The following is a 21,974-nucleotide window of genomic DNA, read 5'->3' on the forward strand; positions in this document are numbered from 1 at the left end:
CACCGTCGCGGAGCCGTCAGATGAACGCGCGGGGGCCGAAGATCGCGGTGCCGACGCGCACGATCGTGGAGCCCTCGGCGATCGCCAGGGCCATGTCGTTGGTCATGCCCATCGACAGTTCGCGGCAGGAAGCCGTGCCGGGCGCGCCGGATGCGAGGACCGCGTCGCGGGTGGCGCGCAGGTGGGCGAAGCCGCGGCGGATCGTCGCCTCGTCGTCCACATGGGCGCCGATCGTCATCAACCCCTGCAATTCCAAACCTTCCAGCGCGGCGACGGACGCGGCGATGTCCAGGGCCGCCTCCGGATCGCAACCGGATTTCGATTCCTCGCCGGACTCGTTGACCTCAAGCAGCACGCCCACCGTGATGCCGCGAGCCACTGCCCTGCGCGCGATCTTTTCGGCGAGGGCCAGGGAGTCGACGGATTCGATCGTGGTCACCGAGGGCAGGACCTTGTTGATCTTGTTGGACTGCAGCTGGCCGATCAGATGGAAAGGCAGGGGGGACAGGGCGGCTTCGGCGGCCCCAGCCAGCCCAGCCGAACCGGTGGCCGGAGCGGCTTGCCCGGTGACCGGAGCGGCTTCCGCGACGGATGCCCCGGCGACGGAACCGGTGGCGCCCAGCGCGAATCCGCGCTCGGCGCACAGACGTGCCAATCCGGCGGACTTGACCTCCACCTCCTGCGGACGGTTCTCGCCGATCATGCGCACGCCGGCGTCGATCGCGGCCATGATCTCCCCCACATCGCGGGTCTTGGTGGCGGCGAGCAGGCGCACCTCGCCGGGCTTGCGACCGGCGGAATCCTCGGCCCGCGCGATGCCGTCGAGCACCCGGTGCACGCCGTCCGCGATCTGCCGCGCGCGAGTGCCGTCGATGGTCTCGTTGGCCAGATCCTTATGATCCATATAGGCTGTCATGCCGCTCCCCTCAATGTGTGCGATGTATGCGATGCCGTCCGCCCGTCGCGATGGCACCCGTCGCAATAGCATCCGTCGTCGTATGGGCGTCCGCCCGTTTTCCGCGTATTTCCGCGTACGAGTGTAGTCGGGAGCGTGGTCTCAGGCGGGGCGCGGCGCCGATTCCGAAGCCGGCTCGACCACCGGCTCCCGCATCGGCTCCGGACCGAACGGATGGTCGGGCACCATGCGGTCGCGCAGGTCCCGGCGCACCTTCGACCAATCGAACGCGGCGAGGGCCTCCCTAGCGGTCATGGGTTCCGGGCGCGCGGGATTGGCCGGACCGGCAGGCGCACCGGGGCCGCCGATGCCGTCGCCGCCGGCGATGCCCAGCATCCACGCGCAGTAGCCGATCACCTGCTCCGGTTTCACCCCCTGCGCGCGCAGGAATCCCAAATCCAGCGAATGCTCGCGCTTGGCCATGCGGCGGCCTTGCGCGTTGTCGATGAGCGGCAGATGGGCGAAAACGGGACGCGTCCGGACAGCGACCTGGCCTTCGGGGGTCACCCCATCCGTCAGCCAATCGCGAATGTACAGCTGCAGAGCGGTGGAGCGCAGCAGATCGCGCCCGCGCACGATGTCCGTGACGCCCATGTCCAGATCGTCCACGGTCACCGCAAGTTGGTAGGCGAACAGGCCGTCCGACCGGCGGACCACCGTGTCGCCCACATCGCGGGAAAGACTGTAGTTCTGCGGGCCGAATACGCGGTCCTCAAAGACGATGCGATCGTCCGCGACAGGCTCATCCGACACGTCCGGCTCATCCGGAGCCTCCGGCGATCCCGGCGCCTCCGGCACGGCGATGCGCCAGGAATGCCTGTCCCCCGCCACAAGTCGCCGGGAGACCTCCTGCGGATCGGCTTCCAAGAGCCGGCGGCACGTACCGGGATAGACCACATAGCCGTCGCCCTCGTTCGGCGCGGAGGCGGCACGGATGTCCGCGCGCGAGCAGAAGCACGGGTAGATGAGTCCGGGCCGGCATTCGCGCAATGCGTCAAGCGCCTCGGCATACCGGTCGAGCCGCGCCGACTGGTAGACCGGTTCGCCGTCCCAATCGAGGCCGAGCCAGTTCAGATCGTCCATGATCCAGCGGTCGGCATCCTTCACCACGCGCGGGGCGTCAATGTCCTCGATGCGCAGGATCATGCGCGAACCGGCGCCGGACCGCACACCGGCCGACCGCGCGGACAGCCATGCGGCGAGCATCGCGTACGCATTGCCCAGATGCATGCGGCCCGACGGCGTGGGCGCGAACCGACCCACCACGGGCCGGGCGGATTGCGAAGTTTTCGCGAGCTGTGAGGCGGGTTGCGGGGACGTCATTTCCTGAGTGTTCACACGGCCACCCTACTGCCACTGCCCCACCGCCGGCGCCACGCCCGTAAGTCCGCGAACGGCCGCGGAAAACAGGGAAACCTACGGGAACTTATCCACAGCGGCACGAGTTGCCCACTTATCCACCGGCCCGTCGCAGGTCGTGGCGGCCCCGGCCGCAACCGCATACCGTGGGCGATATGGACATCACTTCCAGCCCGGACATTCTCCTCACCACCCTGACCAGGCATCGCGAGGAGACCATCGCGCGCTGCCTCGCCGCCGTGGACCACACCTCGCAGCGTCTGGTCTTCAGCCATTCCACCGCCCTGCTGCTGCTCGGCGCCGAACTGCCCGCCCGCATCGAGCGCGACGCCCGCGAGGAGCTGCACGTGTGCTGCGCCACCCGTGGTTCCAGGCCATCCCTTGATGCTCTCATCCCCCATGCATGGGCCCAGACGATGAATATACAGGTTCCTTACAACGGGCTGGAATGCGTTGGGCCAATAACTGCATGGGCCCAACTCGCAACCGAACTGACTCTTGAGGAACTGGTTGTTCTCGGCGATTCGCTGATGCGGCGAGACAAGCGACTGCGACTGGTCTCCACCGCGGACTTTGAGGATTACCTTGCCAATGCCGGTAAATTCCGCTCGAAAGACAAATGCAAGCTTGCCATCAGACTGATGCGAGAGGACACGGACTCATCGCGAGAAACGCAAACCCGTCTTCTGATTGTGAGACACGGATTGCCTTGCCCATGCGTCAACGTCGCCATCCAAACGGACCACGGCATCCTGCACCCGGACATGTCATACCCGGATCTCCTCATTGCAGTGGAATACCAGGGATTCCAGCACGACACCGACGAATATCAGATCCGACTGGACCGAGGACGAAGGGATTACCTGCGCTCCCATGGCTGGCTTTGGCTGGAGCCGGACAACAGGATTTTCGTGGACAAGAAGTGTACAGAGTCATTCATCAACAACTTAGCGGCGATTCTTAGCCAGCGACTGGACGTTGAGCTGGAACCGACGCCCATCATGACTCTTCGAGATGCCGCCGATGCCAGAAAGCATCACAACCGACGCAATGCGGCACTGCAGCTCTGACCAACTTCCGGCCGATTCCGTCGACTGATCCGATAATGGAACGCCCCCTCAAGCGCCCCCTCAACCCTCCCAACCCATAAAACTACGTATTTAAAGCACAAACAACGCGCAAAACCGCGCAGGGGCCCAACAATTCCCAAATTCCCGATCTGCTTTTCCGATGAGTGCGGTCGGATTCCGGTACCCCTGCATATAGAGCCATTGGAATAACGCCGAAATTCCAACAGGTCTATCTCACCCACCCCAGAAAATCGACCGCACTGATCGGAAAAGCGAAACTACATGAAGCGCCGACACCCGTCAATCTCCAATGATGTCGCACCAACAGGCAGTTTCGCCCCTGAAACTGCCCAAAATAGCAGTGCCGGCCGCGTTGCGGCCGGCACTGAGCGCTCATCGGCGCATCACACGAACAGCTGGAACATCCATGCACCCACAATGGCGCCGCAGATGGGGGCGACCACCGGGATCCATGCCTCGCCCCAACGGGAAGAGCCCTTGTGCGGGATGGGCAGCAGCTGGTGCAACAGTCGCGGCATCAGATCGCGGGCCGGGTTCAGGCCGGGGCCGGTGGGGCCGCCCATGGAGGTCACCAAACCCCACACGATGAAGCCGACCACAATGGAGGCCGCGGCCGGATCGGCCTTGCCCCACGGCAGCACGAGGCAGCACAGCGCGCCCACCACAAGCACCAGCGTGCCGAAGAACTCGTTGAGGAAGTAGTTGACCTTGTCGTTATGCGCATCGGTGGTGCAGAAGGACGCGAAGATGGCCTCGGCCTCCTCGGTCTCCTTGTAGTGCGGGTAGTACGTGACGAACACGATGAACTGGCCCGCGAAGGCGCCCAGCAGCTGCGCGATGATGTAGGGCAGCACGTCGGACCACGGGAACATGCCGTTGACGGCCTGCGCGAGGGTCATGGCCGGATTGATGTGCGCACCGGAGACCGCGCCGAACATGAGGACCGGGAACATCACGCCGAAGCCGTAGCCCATCGCGATGTTGAGCCAGCCGGCATGGTGGCCCTTGGTGTTCTTGAGCTCGACGTTGGCCACCGAGCCGTTGCCGAAGATCATGAGGATTGCCGTGCCGAGGAATTCGGCCAGCAGTTTGGTGGTGAGGGTGTACTCCACTGCTTCTTCTCTCTGTCGTCACGCATGCGCACGCCCACGGCAGAGATCGGCCGCGTTCATTGCGATGCGTTGCTTGTTTGCGAAATGGCATAATCCGCGCATGGCCCTTGACGGGCTTGCACGGCATAGACATGATTATGATACGCCGAGGGCTGAACCATATGCATATGCACGAAAAACAAAAAGGCACCGACCGGAGTCGGTGCCTTGTCTGTGCCCCCGCAGGGATTCGAACCCTGGACACGCTGATTAAGAGTCAGCTGCTCTAACCAACTGAGCTACAGGGGCGTTGGCTGGCAACAGGTGACTAATATACACCATATTGAATGCGACACACCCGGCGTGTCGCAATTTTTCCCCATGATCTCGCAAGAACCATCAAGAACCGCCCGCAGTCCTGCCGGGGAAAGTTCCTATGTTCCGAAAACAAAAAGGCACCGACCGGAGTCGGTGCCTTGTCTGTGCCCCCGCAGGGATTCGAACCCTGGACACGCTGATTAAGAGTCAGCTGCTCTAACCAACTGAGCTACAGGGGCGTTGGTCAGTACTTGAGCCAAGAGATAAATATACTCAGGATTGCCAAAAACGCAAATTCCGCGACACACCGATGTTTTTCAACGGTTTTCAACGATCGCAGCCCCCGAATCGGATGGTTCGGGGGCTGCGATCAGTCATCGGCGAGCGCGATCAGATGCAATCTGCGTCAGCGCGCCCACACGCGCTCACACAATCTTCGGCATCGGCGTGGTGAGCGAGGAAGTGAGGTTCACGTGCACCAGACCGGCGCCCGTGCGCACCTCGACCTTCTTCAGCGTCACCGTGCGCTCGTTCTCCGGCGCGCGGTCGTCATCGGTCATGGTGGCCGGCGACTTCACGGCCACCACAGCCAGGTCATCGAGGGAGATGCCCTCGTCCGCGCACAGCTTGGTGGCTTCCGCCAGGGACTCCGCGAAGCCGTTCTTGAGCACCACGCGATCGGAGGGCACGCCGTACGCGTTGTCCGCGATCCAACGCACCTTCTCCAGCAGGTTCATGCCCTTGCGGCTGTGGAACTGCGGCGCGGCGGGCGCGCCGGTGATCGCCTCCACGAAGCCGTCGAGCTGCGGGGCCAGCGCCTCGCCGCCGTCGCGGTACAGATTGCCGATGATCGGATCGCGGAATTCCAGCTCCTTGGCGGTGGCGCGCAGGGACTCCACCTGATCGTCCTCGCCCTCCCACAGGTTGACCAGCGGGAAGGTGGGGATATCGAAGTTCTCCAGACGCTGCACGTGGAACGGGTAGCGCCACGCCAGTGCCAGATCGTCGCGCCAGGTGGACGCGCGGGTCACCACGACCGCGGCGGCGGGCCACTGGGCGCCGTACTCGCGCGCGGCGATGTCGAGCCACTTCTGAGCGCCCGCGTCCGCGCCGTAGCCGGCCTCGACGATCACCACATCGTGCAGCGCGCATGCCATTTCCACCGAGACGAGCGTCGGGATGCCGATCGACACGTTGGCGAACGGGCCGCCGTGCACGTACACGGGCGAGCCGTTGACGGTCTCGGTCACGGCCGGCTTGACCGCGTCGCCGAGGATGTTGGTGATGCGCCACAGGTCCACGAACTCGCCGAACGTGACCGGCTTGCCCTCGAGCGTGCCGGCGGTCATGGCGGCCACGCGGCGACCGATCTCGTCCATCGAGCGCGACAGGCACACGATCTGCATGAGCTCGGAAGTCGGCGTGAGCACGACCTTCTCCGCCACGTTGCCCTTGCCGTAGTCCACGGCGATGGAGCGCAGGGAGCGGGAGGGGACCTCGGAGACGCGCGGCACGAGGATGGTGTCCAGCTTGCCGTCGTCCACGGCCTTCTCCGCGAAGGAGACGAGCAGGTTCTGCGCGGCGGCGATGGCGGCCATCTCGCCGGTCAGGCCCCAGTCGATGACCTCGGGGTGGGTGAGCGACGCCTTGCCGCCGCCGGACGCGCCGCCCTTGGAGCCGGCCGCGGTGATGCCCATGCTCGGCTGGCGCAGCACGGCGGCCGCGTCGATGCCGCGCTTGTTGAGCGCGTCGATCAGGGCGATCGTGGTGGTGGTCTTGCCCTCGCCGCGGCTCGCCTTGAGCGGTGTGTCGGCGGTGACGAGCACGACCCTGCCGTGCTTGCGCGGCGCCTCGGGGTTGGCCTTGAGCCAGTCGAGGTAGCCGAACGCGTCGATCTTGCCGACGAGGCCGTACTGGGTGGTGAAGTCCTGAATGGTGGTCATATGGCTTGGTGTTCCTTTCGTTCGATGTCGTACGCTGATGGGCCGATCAGAAGTCGGACATGTGGAAGCCGTTCTTCATCTCCATGCTGCGCGTGTAGAGCACGGAGTCGAGGAGCTTTTCGGTCTCCTCCTTGAGCTGGTCGGCCATGGTCTGGTTGGCGGCGGCGAGGATCTCGCGCACCTCCGCGTTGCGCGTGGCGGCCACGATCTCGTCCGGATCCATCGGATCCACGTCGCCGTCCGCGTTGTCCGCGTCGAATTCGGGTGCCACGGCATCCAGACGCGCCACCTGCTCGTCGGTGGCGGCCACGAGGCGGTGGCCCATCGCACCGGTCTTCTCCTGATATCGCTCCACGGCGTTGCCGGTGGAACGGAACGCACCGTCGCACAGGGCGGCGATCACGCGGTTGGCCCAGTAGAAGTTCTCGGTGGTGACGCGCGTGGTGGTGTCCTCGAGGTACTTCGGGGTGGAGTCCACGTTCGGGAAGAACGGCACGAGCGTGTTGAACGGGTTGGATCCGTACGCGAGCCACTGGATGGCTCGACTGGCCTGCGGGCGGTAGGGGCGGATCTGCATCACGGACAGCTGGCTCTGGCGGTTGATGCCGATCGGGCGGAACATGTGGCGGGTGCGCTCGTCGCCCAGCTGGCCGTACGGGTCGTACGGGGTGCCCTGGTAGTGGGAGCTCAGCACGTACTTGACGTCCTCGATCGTCACCTTGCGCTCGGGCTGGCGGGCCCACGGAATGTCGTCGCTCATGGGGCGATGATCCGCGTCGTCGCCGTCCCAGACCTCGTCGTACGGGTTGAGGAAGCGCTGCATGACCCACGCGCGCGGCGTGTTGTACACGTGGTCGGAATCGGAGTGGGAGCCGAAGGCGTCGCGCGGGTTGAACGGCGTGGTCGATTCGACGGCCAGATCGAGATGGTTGGCCTCGATGAACTCGGCGAGGTCGGCGGAGCACATGTGGTCCTCCTGATCGCCCAGGGCGTCCTCAAGATCGAACTCGTCGATGCCCAGCTGGTTCGGCATGGTCACGTAGGCCTCGTCCGGCACGCGCTTGGCGATCCAGTGGTGGCCGCCCACGGTCTCGAGCCACCAGATCTCCTCGGAATCGGAGAAGGCGACGCCGTTCATCTCGTAGGTGCCGTATTCCTCGAGCAGGGCGCCCAGACGGGCCACGCCCTCGCGCGCGGTCTTCACGTACGGCAGCACGATGGTCAGGAAGTCCTCCTCGCCGATGCCGCCGGGGATCTCAGGCTCGTAGCCGTCCTCGCCCTCGCGGCCCTTGGCGGGCACGCGCTCCACGAACGGATCGGCGCCGAGCACGCGCTCGTTGGTGGTGAGGGTTTCGGTGGCGCTCATGGCCACGTTGGCCTCGTTCACGCCGGCTTCGCCCCAGATGCCCATCTTGGTGTCCGCGTTCGGCACGGCGGTGTACTGCAGCGGATCGTCCGGCAGGTCCAGCTCCACGTGGGAGAGGACGGAGCGGTAGTGGCGCGGCTGCTCGTCCGGCTTGACGACGATGAAGCGCTTGGGGTTGAACTCGCCGTTCGGGGAGTCCTCGTTGCGGGCGATGATCGTGGAGCCGTCGTAGCTCGCGTCCTTGCCGACCAGAATGGTGGTGCAGGCCATGGTTTGTATGCTTCCTTTCTGTTCCGTTATGAGTGAAGTCTGTTGTACGCCGGGCGGATGGCGGGTATGCGATGGGCCGGGCCCGGATGGCCGGCCCCGAAGCCCCTACGCCCTGCCGGTCAGGAAGATGCCGTCCGAATCCGGCGCCTCGCCGCAGCCGCGCAGCGCATGGAGCAGCTCGTTGAGCCAGAAGCCCTGGTTGAGGCCCGGCAGCGGCTTTTCGGTGGCCCACACCTGCAGGTAGTACTCGTGGTCCTTGTCCGGCGGCTGCGGTCCGTTGTACCGCATGGTCACGGCCGGATCGGAGGCACGGCCCAGGAACTTCGACGCCGAGGAGTTGCGGCCCTGCACGGCCTCGGGGATCATCGCGGGCAGCTGGCGGGAAAAGTCCGGCGGGATGGCGAGGGCGTGCGAGTCGTTGAAGTCGTACATGAGCGCGTCGATCGGCAGGTTCGCCACCGACCAGTGGATCCACTCGAAGCCGCACACCGGGATGGAATCGGGGTCCACGAACTCCCAGTGCAGATAGCGCGCGCCGGGCTTGATCTCGTCGATGTAGAAGGGGAAGGACACGACCGGGATGCCGTCGACGCGGTATTCGGGGGCCGCCGCCTTGGCGAAGTCGTCGGGAACGACGGTGAAATCAGCTGAAATCCTCATGAGTCCAGTATAGGAGTGGCCCGGGTCCGGGGGTTTGCACCCTCTTGTCATCCTGAGCGAAGCGTAGCGTAGCCGAAGGATCCTTAACACTCCCACACCAATGACCTTGTGCGAAATGACGAAGGATCCTTCGACTTCGCTCAGGATGACGGTATGGGTCTTTTCCCGTCTAACCAATATCAACGTCATCCTGAGCACTGAGCCGTGAAGCGGACAGCCCGGTGGGCTGTCCGTAGGCGAAGGGAGCCGCCGCCAAGGCGGCGACGGTCCGGCGCAGCCGGACGCTAGGGCGTAGCCGAAGGATCCTTAACCTTCTGCACGGGTTGACTTGGGTGAAGTGACGAAGGATCCTTCGACTCAGCTCCGCTTCGCTCAGGATGACGGAAAGGGAGCCGGGTAGTAGAAGTCCCCGTTGAGGGCCTTCTCGGCCTTCGCGCGGGCTTCGGTCAGCGTCCAGTTGGCCAGCTCGACGCGCACATCGTCCAGAGCCGCCGGGGTCATGGACAGCGAGTCGGCGCCAAGGCCCACCAGCACGACGGCCAGATCCGGATCGGCCGCGGCCTCACCGCACACGCCCACCGGCATGTTGTTGTCCCTGCCGGCGTCGGCGATCATCTTGATGGCTCGCAGCACGGCCGGATGCCATGCGGTCTGGTAGCCCGCGACCGAGCCGAGCGTGCGGTCGGCGGCCAGCATGTACTGGGTCAGGTCGTTGGTGCCGATGGACACGAAGTCGGCCACCTGCGCCACCTTGTCCGCCATGAGGGCGATGGACGGCACCTCGGCCATCACGCCCACCTTCTTCAGACCGAAGCTCTTGCCGAGGCGGACAAAGTACTCCGCCTCGCGCTCGTCGGCGACCATCGGGGCCATGACCCACAGGTCGGCGTGCGTCTGGGCGTCGGCGGCGGCGAGTGCGCGCAGCTGGTCCTCGAGAACGTTCCTATGGGCCCTCAGTGTGCGCAGGCCGCGCAGGCCCAGAGCCGGGTTCGGCTCGTCCTCCGGGGTGAGGAACGGCAGGGGCTTGTCCGCGCCGGCGTCCAGCATGCGGATCACGACCTTCCTGCCCGGGAAACGGGACAGCAGATCGGCGTACGCCTTGGTCTGCTCCTCCACGCTCGGCGGCTCGGCGTTGCCGATGAACAGGAATTCGGAGCGGAACAGGCCCACGCCCTCCGCGCCATGCTCGAGCGCCAGTACGGCGTCCTCCGGCTTGCCCACATTGGCCAGCAGCGGGATGCGGGTGCCGTCCTTGAGCGCGCCCGGCTTGCCGCGCAGCTCCCTGGCCTTGGCGGCGCGGGCGCGGGCGGTCTGCGCCGCGGCGATGTCCTCGACGCTCGGTTCGGAGGTGACGACGCCGGTGGCCGCGTTGACGATCACGTTCTCGCCGTCGGTCAGGCCCGCGGCCTCGGGCGCGCAAACCACCGCGACGATGCCGCGCGCGCGGGCCAGAATGGCGGTGTGCGAGGTGGGGCCGCCCTGCGAGGTGACGATGGCGAGGATCTTGCGCATGTCCAGCGCGGCGATGTCCGCAGGGGACAGATCCTCGGCCACAAGGACGAACGGGGTCTCGCTGGCCGGCACGCCCGGGGCGGGCACGCCGCGCAGGTCAGCGATGACGCGCTGGCCCACGTCGTGCAGGTCGGCCGCGCGCTCGGCCTGATAGCCGCCGATGGCGCGGAAGGTGTTCTCCACGGCGCCGAAACCCTCCAGCACCGCGCGCTCGGCGGTCTTGCCGGAGTCGATCAAAGCGCCGATGCTCGCCGCCAGCGACGGGTCGGAGGCGAACATGGAGATGGCCTGCAGAATCGGGGCGGCCTGCTTGGCGCCCTCGTCGCCGGAGCGGGCCAGTCTGGCGGCCTCCGCGGCCCTGCGGTTGAGGTCGGCGTTCACGGCGGCCATCGACTTGGCGACGCGGTCGATCTCGAACTTCGCGGACACGCCTGCGGGACGCGGCGCATCGGCGGGCTCCTCCAGCGGAGCCGCCATGCGCAGGACCGGACCGATCGCGATGCCGCGGCCGATGCCAACACCCCTGATGTCCATCACGCCGCTCCTTTCATGGACGCTTGCCAGCGCAACCGATCAGACGACCGACCGCCTTGTCACCCACCACGCTATACTGCTGGGCGAACGACCGGCGCAACGGTCGCACGACGCATGCATCGCAGACGCAAAGGACTTATTCCACATGGCCACCCGCACCATCGCCATCACCGACCCCTCCGGCATCCACGCCCGTCCGGCGGCCCGGCTCGCACAGGCCGCGCTGGACTCCGGCTGCACCGTCACCATCGCCAAGGGCGACGGCGATCCGGCGCCCGCCGATTCGATCCTGTCCGTCATGGCGCTGGACATCCGGCAGGGCGATGAGGTGAGGCTCACCGTGAAGGGAAACGACGCCGAACACGTCGCCGACGCCCTGATCGCCGCACTCACCGCAGCGGAATAACTCCGTTCCCATCCCATCGCCCCGCGTGCGGCTGTTTCACGGCCGCAGCGTGGACAGCGCGGCGACGACCACGCCATCCGGCCGGACATAGCTATACGATCCGACTCCGGTGAGCACCATGAGAAAACTCGGGCCACCCATCCGTTCGGCATCAATGCGATCGGCCAGTTTGCGCAGATTCGCGGCACCCTCGTCAATAAGCCGATCGCCTCCAAGCTTGACTTCGACCAGCCCGTATCTGCCATCGCGCAGATGGATCACGGCGTCGCACTCCAGACCGGTCTTGTCCCGGTAGTGGAACACTTCGCCGTCCAGCGCATCCGCATACACGCGTAGATCGCGCACGCACATGCCCTCGAACAGCAGGCCGAAGGTCTCCAGATCGCGCAGCGCACCCTTCGGATTCACGCCAAGCGCGGCCGCCGCGATCGAAGGATCCACGAAATGCCGGGTCTCAGCCGTGCGAATGGCCGTCTTCGACCGCAGATTCGGATTCCACGCCGGCAGATCCTCAATGACGAAGATCTTCTCCAGCGCCCGCAGATACATCTGCACGGTCTTGGCACTTGGACCGGATTCGTCATTCGCGGATACGTCGGCCGTGATCTGGGCCACCGACGTCTGCGAGGATTCCATACGCGCGTAGGAACGCAGCAGACGCCGGGCCAGATGGGGGTCGCGCTCCACATCGTCCACGCGCGAGATGTCGGATTCGACCACGGCATCCACGTAATCGATCGCCTGACGCAGAGCGATCTCCTCACGTTTCACTTCAACGGCCCCCGGCCAACCTCCCCTGCACAGCAGGAACGCCAGTCGATCGATCGTCATGTCCGCATGGGCTGGGCTCGGCGTCTCCCCGCCGAACAGGGCGTCCAATGATATGGCCCCCGTGGAATCGCCCGATTCGAACAGGCTCATCGGGCGCATCCGCATTCTGGCGATCCGTCCGGTACCGGTGTGGGACAGTCGATTCAGATTCGGAGGCACGCTCGAACCGGTCAGCAGGAACTGGCCGAACACGCCACGCCTGTCCACCTCGAACCGGACCGCATCCCACAGCTGCGGGGCGAGCTGCCATTCATCGATCAGACGCGGCGTGGGTCCATCCAGAAGGAACGCCGGCTGGGTCTCGGCAAACAGCAGATTCTGGGCCCGCGCCGCCGGGTCAGCCATATACAGCACGCTCGCGGCCACCTGCTCACACGTCGTGGTCTTGCCGCACCATTTCGGCCCCTCAACCAGAACCGCGCCCTTGGCCGCAAGCCGCTTGCGCAACAAGCCGTCGTATACGCGCGGCAGATACCGCCCACCTTGTCCAACAGCCACAGCACCCCCCGTTTCCTCATTTGGACCGTTTTCACTTCCTCATTTGGACCGATTCTACTTCCTCATTTGGACCGTTTTCACTTCCCAATTTGGACCGTTTTTGGTTCCCCATTTGGACTGATTTCACTTCCTCATTTGGACCGCCACCCGGCGGACCGCGGCAAAACCGTCCGGCGCGCGGCCGGGAACCGACCAAGGATCAGCCGGAAGCCAGCCGGGGATCAGGGAAAGTCACGGGATCAGCGCGCAGAACAGGGCCTCGAACACCAGCGTGGGATTGCCGTTGCCGAACAAACGGCGACGGGCGGTGCCGATCTCCTCGAGCCGACGCACGGCACCGGCGCGGTCCAGCCTCACCGACAGCTCGGTGATCGCCGCGCGGTTCTCCAGATTGATGAGGCCCACGGCGTCCTCGGCGTTATTCTGCAGCACGGCCACATCGCGGTAGACGCTGGCCACGGAATTGAGGGCGCGGTCCAGCACATCGCGGCTGCGGCGGGTGGCGCGCCTGCGGACTTCGTCCTTCTTGCCGATCGCATTGAACGCGCCGCGCAGGGCCGGCGGGATGCGGTCCTTCTCCGCAAGACCGTTGATGCGGCGGAAATCGGACTCCTCCGCGGCGACGCGCGCCTCCACGTCGCGCTGCGCCTGCGCGTTGGCGTCGTCGATGAGGCGGCCCGCCAGCAGCACGGCGTCGGATGCCTTGGCGAGGTTCAGCACGCCCACGATCAGCTCGTCGCGGTCGGCCATGACCTGATCCTGCGTGGCGTACAGCTTCGCCACGCCGATGTGCCCCTCCGCGAGCCGCGCCGCGCGCTGGGCGATCTTCGGCTCCACGCCGGCCGATCGCGTGAGGAAATCCGCCACCGCGGCGTTCGACGGCACGGCCAGATTCACGATCCGGCAACGCGACCGGATGGTGGGCAGCACGTCCTGCGCGCTCGGTGCGCACAGCATCCAGATCGTATGCTCGCTGGGCTCCTCGATCTCCTTGAGCAGCACGTTGGTGGTGCGCTCGAGCATGCGGTCCACATCCTCCACGATGATCACGCGCCACGGGGCGGTGGACGGGGTCTGCTCGGAGGTGGCGATGAGATCGCGCACCTGATCGATGCCGATCGTCACGCGGTCGGTGGCCAGAACCGTCACGTCCGGATGCGTGCCGGCCAGGATATGACGGCAAGCATCGCACCGCCCGCAGCCATGATCCGGGCATTCGAGCGCGGCGGCGAAGGCGCGGGCCATGTTCGATCGGCCCGATCCGGGAGGCCCGCAGATCAGCCACGACTGGGCGAGCTGCCTCGGGTCGCCGGCGGCCAAGCGGGAAAGCATATCCACCGTGGGCTTCTGCCCCACGATGTCCGCCCAGACGCCCTGCGCGGCCGGTGATGTCTGGCCTGCCGGAAACATGGGCGCTGTCGGAGACGTGGGCGCGGATCCTGCGGCGGCGCTCACGATCGCTCCCCGGTCTCCAGCAGAGGGGCCACGTCGGCGCGGATCTCCTCCCACACCGCGGTGACCGGGCGGGCCGCGTCGATCACGCGGAACCGGTCCGGCTCGGCGGCGGCCAGATCCAGAAACGCCTGCCGCGTGCGCGACTGGAAGCCGTCGCCGGCCGACTCCATGCGATCGGCCGATCGTTTGATCCTCCGATGCGACTGCGCGGGATCCATATCCAGCAGGTACGTGCGCACCGGCAGCAGGCCGCCCGTGGCCCACATGCTCAGCGTGCGGATCTCGGCCGTGGTCAGTTCGCGCCCGCCGGCCTGATACGCCAGGGAGGAGTCGATGTAGCGGTCGGTGATCACCACTTCGCCGCGGTCCAGCGCCGGGCGGATCAGTTCGGCCACGTGCTGCGCGCGATCGGCCGCGAACAGCAGGGCCTCGGCGCGCGGGGCGATGTCCGCGGCCTGCGCGGCGGCGCCTTCCCCGGCATCGCCCGCGTTCGGGCACAGCGGATCGTCCACGCCATGCAGCAGCAGCCGGCGGATCGTACGTCCCAGCGCGGTTCCGCCGGGCTCGCGGGTCACCGTGACGTCATGCCCCAGCGAACGGGCGTATGCGCGCAGATGCTTGACCTGCGTGGTCTTGCCCACGCCGTCCACGCCCTCGAACGAAATGAAAACTCCAGCCATGGTCACCACCCTAGTCAATATGTCCGGTTCCTCTCGGAGGGCCCCGCAATCCTCCCCGATCTCGCTACGAGCATGCGTCACGCGGCGCGAAGTGCGTCACCGGGCGCGGGCGCACCGTGTGACGCACCCGCAAAATCCTTGGAATCAAGCCGTTTTTGCACCCCAGTCACCGGGAGCGATCGCGCCACGTGACGCCATCCGCTCCCCGTGACGCGCAATCCGCGCCGCGTGACGGTTCCGGGCGAAGACTACTCGTCCTTCTTGGCGGCAGTCCTGCGCGTGGTGGTCTTCCTGGCCGCACCGGTCTTCGATGCGGTCTTGGTCGTCTTGGTGGCCGACTTGGACGAGGCGGCCGTCTTGCGCGTGCGGCGCTTGGTGGGGCCCGCGGCGCGCTTCTCCGCCAACAGCCTGAACGCCTCTGCCGGTTCGATCGACTCGGGCGTGTACTGCTTGGGCAGCGTGCGGTTCGTCTCGCCGTCCGTGATGTACGCGCCGTAGAAACCGTCCTTGATCGTCACGTTCTTGCCGGTGTCCGGATCCGGGCCCAGCTCGCGCAGCGGCGGCTTGGCGGTGCCCCGGCCGCGGCCACGACCGTACTTGGGCTGGTCGAACAGCGCCTTGGCGGCGGCCAAATCCACCGTGAAGATATCGTCCTCGGAGGCGAGCGAACGGGTCTCGGACTTGCCATCGGGACCGGTCTTGGTCAGGTACGGGCCATAGCGGCCGTTGCTGGCCTCCACGGTGAACGTCGTGATCTCGCCGGTTTCCGCGTTGGTCTCCTCCAGCGTGCCCACCGTGCGCGGCAGGCTGAGCAGCCTCAGCGCATCCTCCAGCGTGAGCGATTCGGGGTTCATGGTCTTGAACAGCGACGCCATCTTGGGCTTGGGCGCGGCGGCCTTCCTCCTGGTCGTCTTGGCGGCTGAGGCGGAGGAGGCGGCCCCAGCGGTCCCGGTTCCGGCGACATCCTCAGCGGCCTCGGGCGGAACCAGCGCCACATACGGACCGAAGCGGCCGTTGCGCACCTCCACGGTGCCACCGGTGACCGGATCCTTGCCCAGTTCGCGCGGGCCGCCGGAATGATGCTCGATCAGATCGCGGGCCACCTCCACGGTCAGCTCGTCCGGGGCCAGCGTGTCCGGCAGCTGCGCGCGCTTCGGGGTGCCTTCGGCGTCCAGTTGGTTCGTGTCCTCAAGGTACGGGCCATAGCGGCCCACGCGCACGTGCAGCCCGTCGCCGATCTCGATGGTGTTGATGGCACGGGCGTCGATCTCGCCCAGCTGCGCGACCTGCTGCTGCAGGCCGGCGTGCGCCTCGTCGGCGTTCTGCGCCGCGCCCTCGCCGGAGCCGAAGTAGAAGCGGGTGAGCCACTCCTTGCCTGTCTCCTTGCCGTGGGCGATCTGATCCAGCCCGTTCTCCATGTCCGCCGTGAACTGGTAATCCACGTACTTGGGGAACTTGGTCTCCAGCAGCTTGGTCACCGCGAAGGCAAGCCAGCTGGGGATGAGCGCGCGGCCGCGTTCGTACACGTAGCCACGGTCGATGATCGTGGAGATGATCGAGGCGTAGGTGGACGGGCGGCCGATCTCCTTGGCCTCCAGCGTCTTGACCAGCGAGGCCTCGGTGTAGCGGGCCGGCGGCTGGGTCTCGTGGCCCTCCGCCTCCACGCCGGTGGCGCGCAGCACATCGCCGGTGGCCATGACCGGCAGGGAGGCGTTCGCATCGGCGCCCTTCTCCTTGCCATCCTTGCCCTTGGCCTGCCCGGAGCCCGATCCGGCCGCGCCGGCCCCGCGCTCGCCGGTGGCCTTCATGAAGCCGGGGAATTCGATCACGGTGCCGGACGCCTGGAACACGGCCTCGCCGAAATCGGGGCCGGCCGGGGCGCTCAGGCGCACGGTGGCGGTCGATCCGGTGGCGTCGGCCATCTGCGAGGCGAGCGTGCGCTGCCAGATGAGCGTGTACAGCTTGAGCTGGTCGGCGGGCACCTTGGTGGCGATCTCGTCCGGGTCGCGGAAGCTGGCGCCGGCCGGGCGGATGCACTCGTGGGCCTCCTGCGCGCCGGCGGTCTTGGTGGCGTACTGCTTGGGCGCCTCGGAGAGGAACGTCTGGCCGAAATGCGCGGTCACGGAGGCGCGCGCGGCGGCGATGGCCTCCTGGGAGAGGGTCACCGAATCGGTACGCATGTAGGTGATGTAGCCGTTCTCGTACAGGCCCTGGGCCGCGCGCATGGTCTGGCGCGAGCTGAAGCCCAGACGGTTGCCGGCGGTCTGCTGCAGCGTGGACGTGGTGAACGGCGGCTGCGGGCGACGGCGGTACGGCTTGGTGTCCATCGACATCACGGTGAAGGGGGCGTCCTTCAGCAGATCCGCCACGGCGTGGGCGCCGGCCTCATCCAGCAGACGCGCATGGTCCTTGCGCGCGTCCGGCGTGGGCAGCCCATCCGGTCCGAAGTCCTTGGAGACGGCCAGACGCTCACCGCCCAGGGAGACCATGCGGGCCTCGAAGGCATCGGCCTCGTCGGTTCCGGCACCGGAGGCTCCGGCGACCAGCATAGCGGTCACATCCCAGTAGGGCGCGCGCACAAAGGCCATGCGCTCGCGCTCGCGCTCCACGATCAGGCGCGTGGCGACCGACTGGACGCGGCCGGCGGACAGTCCCGGTCCCACCTTGCGCCACAGCACCGGGGACAGCTCGTAGCCGTACAAACGATCGAGCACGCGGCGGGTCTCCTGCGCATCCACCATATGATCGTCCACGTCGCGCGTCTGGGTCAGCGAGGCCTTGATCGCCTCCGGGGTGATCTCGTGGAACACCATGCGCTTGACCGGCACCTTGGGCTTCAGGGTCTGGACCAGGTGCCACGCGATCGCCTCGCCCTCGCGATCCTCATCGGTTGCGAGGTAGAGCTCGTCGGCGTCCTTCAGCGCGCTCTTAAGCTCGGCGACCGTCTTCTTCTTGTCGCCGTCCACGATGTAATAGGGCTTGAAGCCGTCCTCGATGTCCACGCCGAACTTGCCGAACTTGGCCTTGGAGGCCGCGGGCACCTGGCTGGGCTGGGCGAGGTCGCGGATGTGGCCGACCGACGCCATCACGGTGTACCCACTGCCCAGATATCCGCCGATCTTCCGGGCCTTGGTGGGCGACTCCACGATGACGAGCTTCGTGCTCTTGGTGCCGGTAGCCATTGCCTTCTCCTTAATACTCCTTTATCACGTTCCAACCACGCGTTCGTGACGCCATCATACCCACATCGTGTGGGCAACGATGACACGCGGCCGTAACGGCGACGCCCCGGCAATGCCACCGGCCCTCCTCCGGCCGAGTCTCCGGCCCGGTTTCAGGCCGGCTTCAGCCCGGTTTCAGGCCTTGGGCGGGGCGGGCGGGGCGCCCACCAGACCCACCTTGCTCAGGGGGGCCGCGGTGAGCTGGCGCATCGTCAGCACCAGCCCGAACGTCAGGGCCGCCACCCCGGCGAATGCCACCTTCGAGGCCGCGACGGCCGGGGCGATCATCCACTCGGGTCCCACGTCGAGCGACGGGGCGAACTGCCAGACCACGTAGGCCACGTACAGGCAGGCCACCACGCCGGCGGTCACGAGCACGCTGCACACGATCTGCACGCTCACCGAGCTGACGCGCGTGCCCGGCTCGTCCATGCCGTCGCGGCGGGTGAAAGCGAGCGCGACCAGCGCCAGGCCGGACACCAGCAGATACGCCATGACGATGTCGCTGGGCCTGTGCCAGCCGTTCGCCACCAGCAGCAAGGACACCAGCACCGACCACGAGCCGGCCAGCAGAACCGTCACCGCACGGGCCGCGCGCGGCACCGCGCACACCAGCACCAGCGCGGCGGCGATCGTCAGGGCCGCATGGCCGGAGGGGGCGGTGTTCGTCAGCGGGGCGCCCGATTCGGTGATCACCGTGCGAACCAGCGTCTCGCGCGGCAGGAACTCTTTGAGCAGACGGGCCGCCGCGTACGCCACCACCGCGAAGGCCGCCACCTGCCCGATCCCCCACCACCGTTTGCGTAGCGCGTCGATCGCAAGACCGCCCAGGCCCATCGCCACGGCCATGCCGATCATGAAGGCCGAGGAACTGACGACCGCGCCGAATCCGGTCAGGGACGTCATCCATCCGGGCACGGTGTCGTGGAACGCGCCCAGCACCATGTCGTCGAGCTGCTGGCCGGCCACCGTGCGCACCGCGAACCACCACACGCCCACCGATGCGGCGACGAGCGACACGCCGAACAGCACGCACATCACCACACTGGACACGCGCGGACGGAAGGTGAGCGGGTCGATATCGCGGATGGTCGAGGCCAGATCCTCGGGTTCGTCGGGCGTCCGGGACTCGTGGGCCAGCGGGGGCGCCGGCGCCGGAGCGACAGGCGCCGCGGGCCACTCGAGCGGGACGAACACGGGCCGACGGCCGTCCGGACCGCCGTCGGACGTGTCGGAAAGCTTGCCATTTGGCTGGAAATCAGTGGATTGTTCGTCGGTCATACGTACGAGAGTAGCCGTGCCGTGGCCAACCGGCGGGCGACGATGCCGAAATCACACAAAAACCAAGCATAAAAACCCAAGCATAAGAAAACCCCCACGTACCCGCAAGAGGCCACTTACCCTTGCTGCATTCCTGCCCTGGGGGAGTTGGGTGACGTAACGCCACGTGGAGGCTCTGGCTAGTATACACCAATCCTAGCCATCGGCGGGTCGCACCTTGCCCGCCGCACGGCATGGTCGCACTGCATGGTCGCACTGCATGGTCGCACGGCATGGCCGCACTGCATGGCCGCACAGAATGAACAAATCCGATGCGCGCCACGGCATTCGACGGCATTCAGCGGCATTCGACGGCCCCGCCACACTCAATCTGCTCACTCTGGCACCTCTACGACCCAGAATGAGCAAATCCGATGACTGACAGGCCAAATCAGACCCCCACCACACTCAATCCGCTCACTCTGACTCCGCCACGGCACAGAATGAGCAAATCCGATGGCAGACAAGCCCAATCGTGGCCAATCGAGCCCAACCGCAGGCCCACCGCATCCGATCCGCTCACTCTGGCACTGATCGGGCCGGCTTGCGTGGCCGAAGACCCGATCCCCCGCCCCGACTCAGCCCCCTTGAGTACGATGGAACCGAACATTTTGTCTGATCGAAACGGAAGGACACCACATGGACGCGGATCTGGTGATTGTGGGAGCGGGTCTGTTCGGCCTGACCATCGCGCAGCAGGCGGTCGAGCACACCGGCGCCAAGGTCGAGATCATCGACGTGCGCAAGCACATCGGCGGCAACGCCTACAGCTACATGGACGAGGAGACCGGCGCGGAGATCCACCAGTACGGCGCCCACCTCTTCCACACCTCCAACAAGCGCGTGTGGGACTACGTGAACCGCTTCACCGAGTTCACGAACTACGTCCACCGCGTCTACGCCACCCACGACGGCGAGGTCTACCCCCTGCCCATCAACCTGGGGACCATCAACCAGTTCTTCCACGCGCACTACACGCCCGCCGAGGCCCAGAAGCTCATCGCCGAGCAGGCCGGCGAGCTCGCTGGCACCGATCCGGCCAACCTCAACGACAAGGGCATCCAGCTCATCGGCCGCCCGCTGTACGAGGCGTTCATCAAGAACTACACCGGCAAGCAGTGGCAGACCGATCCGGCCGAGCTGCCCGCCAGCATCATCAAGCGCCTGCCAGTGCGATTCAACTACGACAACCGCTACTTCAAGGACACATGGGAGGGCCTGCCCAAGGACGGCTACACCAAGTGGATGGAGCGCATGATCGACGACCCGCGCATCCACGTGACCCTGGGCGTCGACTTCTTCGACGAGTCCCAGCCCCTGAATAAGAAAGCCCTCGTGGGCAAGGTCCCCGTGGTCTACACCGGCCCGGTGGACCGCTACTTCGACTACGAGCTGGGCGATCTCAAATGGCGCACGGTGGACTTCAAGGAGGTCCGTTACGACGAGGGTGACCACTTTGGCTGCCCGGTCATGAACTTCTCCGACGCCGAGGTGCCCTACACCCGCGCCATCGAGTTCAAGAACTTCAACCCCGAGCGCAGGGATTCCCAGAACCCCAACAAAACCGTGGTGTGGGAGGAGTACTCCCGCTTCGCCGAGCGCGGCGACGAGCCGTACTACCCGGTCAACACCGCCGAGGACAAGGCCCTGTACGCGCAGTACGAGGCCAAGGCCGCCGCGGAGCCGAAGGTGGTGTTCGGCGGACGCCTGGGCACGTACAAGTACTACGACATGCACAATGTGATCGACACCGCCCTGACCGCCTACGAGGAGCAGGTCGCCCCGTTGCTGGCCAAGTGACGGCGAGGGGCCCTATGGAGGGTCCCCTCGCCGTCATCCTGAGCGAGCCCGTCAGGGCGAGTCGAAGGATCCTTTGGCCGCGCACACAAGGTTGCTTGTAACTATGCGCAGAATATTAAGGATCCTTCGACTCCGCTACGCTCCGCTCAGGATGACGGGAGGGACGCTCAGGATGAAGTGCCGCCTGCGGTGGACCACCCACAAACTGGGCAAATCGGGACGCTGGATTCGCAAACTGGGCAGATCCGGTATTCTGCGACCGGTTTTCGGCCTCCAGACGGCAGGATCCGCCCAGTTTGCGGCGCAATCGGGCGAGAACTGGGCAGATCGGGCGCATACCGGGCGCCAACCAGGCAGATCGGGCCGGTTCCGGGATCCGACGTGACCGGGGGCGCGACCCGGCGTGTGACCGGGAGAGTGACACGGCGTGCGGTGTGACCGGGTGCGTGACACGGTGTGGGCACGCCCGGTCACGGGGTGCCGGAATCGTTGGAATAAAGCCATTTTGAAATCACTGTGACCGGGAATGGGCACGCCATGTCACACACCCGGTCACGCACCCCCGGTCACACGCCGGTCCACCTTCCGGAGAGAGGTTTGCCCCCGAGCGCAAGCCGAAGGGCGAAGTCGGAGGATCCTTAATCCGGGCGGGAAGTTAAGGATC

Annotated in this window: 15 protein-coding genes, 2 tRNA genes and 1 other RNA gene; 3 read left to right on the plus strand and 15 right to left on the minus strand. The window is 66.3% G+C overall.

Annotated features, from left to right (window positions below):
• Window positions 1–16: 16 nt before the first annotated feature.
• The gene (locus tag EMO90_RS05550) at window positions 17–916 is read right to left on the minus strand and encodes a YggS family pyridoxal phosphate-dependent enzyme (protein ID WP_150355147.1); all 900 of its coding nucleotides are present in this window, start codon (window positions 914–916) and stop codon (window positions 17–19) included.
• Between the two features lie 141 nt (window positions 917–1,057).
• Window positions 1,058–2,221, minus strand: a complete 1,164-nt coding sequence (locus EMO90_RS05555; protein WP_190972132.1) for a glutamyl-Q tRNA(Asp) synthetase — start codon at window positions 2,219–2,221, stop codon at window positions 1,058–1,060.
• 248 nt (window positions 2,222–2,469) lie between these two features.
• Here EMO90_RS05555 and EMO90_RS05560 point away from each other — a divergent pair, with 248 nt between their 5' ends.
• On the plus strand, window positions 2,470–3,384 hold the full coding sequence (locus EMO90_RS05560) for a hypothetical protein (RefSeq protein ID WP_150355149.1): 915 nt from the start codon (window positions 2,470–2,472) through the stop codon (window positions 3,382–3,384).
• 404 nt (window positions 3,385–3,788) lie between these two features.
• Here the strand turns inward: EMO90_RS05560 and EMO90_RS05565 are convergent, their stop codons facing one another.
• The 7 genes from EMO90_RS05565 to ptsP form a co-directional block, all read right to left on the minus strand.
• Entirely contained in the window at window positions 3,789–4,517 is a 729-nt protein-coding gene (locus EMO90_RS05565) for an MIP/aquaporin family protein (protein WP_150355150.1), read from the minus strand.
• 214 nt (window positions 4,518–4,731) lie between these two features.
• Window positions 4,732–4,805: transfer RNA gene (locus tag EMO90_RS05570), tRNA-Lys, on the minus strand.
• 174 nt (window positions 4,806–4,979) lie between these two features.
• Window positions 4,980–5,053: transfer RNA gene (locus tag EMO90_RS05575), tRNA-Lys, on the minus strand.
• 186 nt (window positions 5,054–5,239) lie between these two features.
• Window positions 5,240–6,757, minus strand: coding sequence for a formate--tetrahydrofolate ligase (locus EMO90_RS05580; RefSeq protein ID WP_150354382.1), 1,518 nt, complete (start codon window positions 6,755–6,757; stop codon window positions 5,240–5,242).
• 46 nt (window positions 6,758–6,803) lie between these two features.
• Window positions 6,804–8,393: a C69 family dipeptidase gene (locus EMO90_RS05585; protein WP_150354383.1), complete on the minus strand. Its 1,590-nt coding sequence runs from the start codon at window positions 8,391–8,393 to the stop codon at window positions 6,804–6,806.
• Window positions 8,394–8,498: 105 nt separating this feature from the next.
• Window positions 8,499–9,053 carry a YbhB/YbcL family Raf kinase inhibitor-like protein gene (locus tag EMO90_RS05590; RefSeq protein ID WP_150354384.1) on the minus strand — a complete coding sequence of 185 codons (555 nt, stop codon included), beginning with the start codon at window positions 9,051–9,053 and terminating at the stop codon, window positions 8,499–8,501.
• A 372-nt stretch (window positions 9,054–9,425) separates the two neighbouring features.
• A complete protein-coding gene (gene ptsP, locus EMO90_RS05595) occupies window positions 9,426–11,099 on the minus strand; it encodes a phosphoenolpyruvate--protein phosphotransferase (protein WP_150354437.1) in 1,674 nt (557 codons plus the stop codon).
• Between the two features lie 145 nt (window positions 11,100–11,244).
• Between ptsP and EMO90_RS05600 the strand changes: the two genes are divergently transcribed.
• Entirely contained in the window at window positions 11,245–11,505 is a 261-nt protein-coding gene (locus tag EMO90_RS05600; RefSeq protein ID WP_150354385.1) for an HPr family phosphocarrier protein, read from the plus strand.
• A gap of 36 nt (window positions 11,506–11,541) precedes the next feature.
• Here EMO90_RS05600 and EMO90_RS05605 read toward each other — a convergent pair whose 3' ends face one another.
• The 6 genes from EMO90_RS05605 to ffs form a co-directional block, all read right to left on the minus strand.
• Complete coding sequence (locus EMO90_RS05605; protein WP_150354386.1) at window positions 11,542–12,834, minus strand: ATP-binding protein; 1,293 nt, start codon at window positions 12,832–12,834, stop codon at window positions 11,542–11,544.
• Between the two features lie 231 nt (window positions 12,835–13,065).
• The gene (locus EMO90_RS05610) at window positions 13,066–14,244 is read right to left on the minus strand and encodes a DNA polymerase III subunit delta' (protein ID WP_150354438.1); all 1,179 of its coding nucleotides are present in this window, start codon (window positions 14,242–14,244) and stop codon (window positions 13,066–13,068) included.
• 41 nt (window positions 14,245–14,285) lie between these two features.
• The gene (tmk, locus tag EMO90_RS05615) at window positions 14,286–14,969 is read right to left on the minus strand and encodes a dTMP kinase (RefSeq protein ID WP_150354387.1); all 684 of its coding nucleotides are present in this window, start codon (window positions 14,967–14,969) and stop codon (window positions 14,286–14,288) included.
• Window positions 14,970–15,217: 248 nt separating this feature from the next.
• Window positions 15,218–18,151: a type I DNA topoisomerase gene (gene topA, locus EMO90_RS05620; RefSeq protein ID WP_150354388.1), complete on the minus strand. Its 2,934-nt coding sequence runs from the start codon at window positions 18,149–18,151 to the stop codon at window positions 15,218–15,220.
• A 174-nt stretch (window positions 18,152–18,325) separates the two neighbouring features.
• The gene (locus tag EMO90_RS05625; RefSeq protein WP_223849786.1) at window positions 18,326–19,471 is read right to left on the minus strand and encodes a phosphatase PAP2 family protein; all 1,146 of its coding nucleotides are present in this window, start codon (window positions 19,469–19,471) and stop codon (window positions 18,326–18,328) included.
• An 82-nt stretch (window positions 19,472–19,553) separates the two neighbouring features.
• Window positions 19,554–19,650, minus strand: an RNA gene (ffs, locus tag EMO90_RS05630) — signal recognition particle sRNA small type.
• A 499-nt stretch (window positions 19,651–20,149) separates the two neighbouring features.
• On the opposite strand from ffs, the gene glf reads away from it, so the two are divergent.
• Window positions 20,150–21,310 carry a UDP-galactopyranose mutase gene (glf, locus tag EMO90_RS05635; protein ID WP_150354389.1) on the plus strand — a complete coding sequence of 387 codons (1,161 nt, stop codon included), beginning with the start codon at window positions 20,150–20,152 and terminating at the stop codon, window positions 21,308–21,310.
• Window positions 21,311–21,974 lie beyond the last annotated feature (664 nt).

The sequence above is a fragment of the Bifidobacterium vespertilionis genome (assembly GCF_008698145.1).
GTDB classification, from domain to species: domain Bacteria; phylum Actinomycetota; class Actinomycetes; order Actinomycetales; family Bifidobacteriaceae; genus Bifidobacterium; species Bifidobacterium vespertilionis.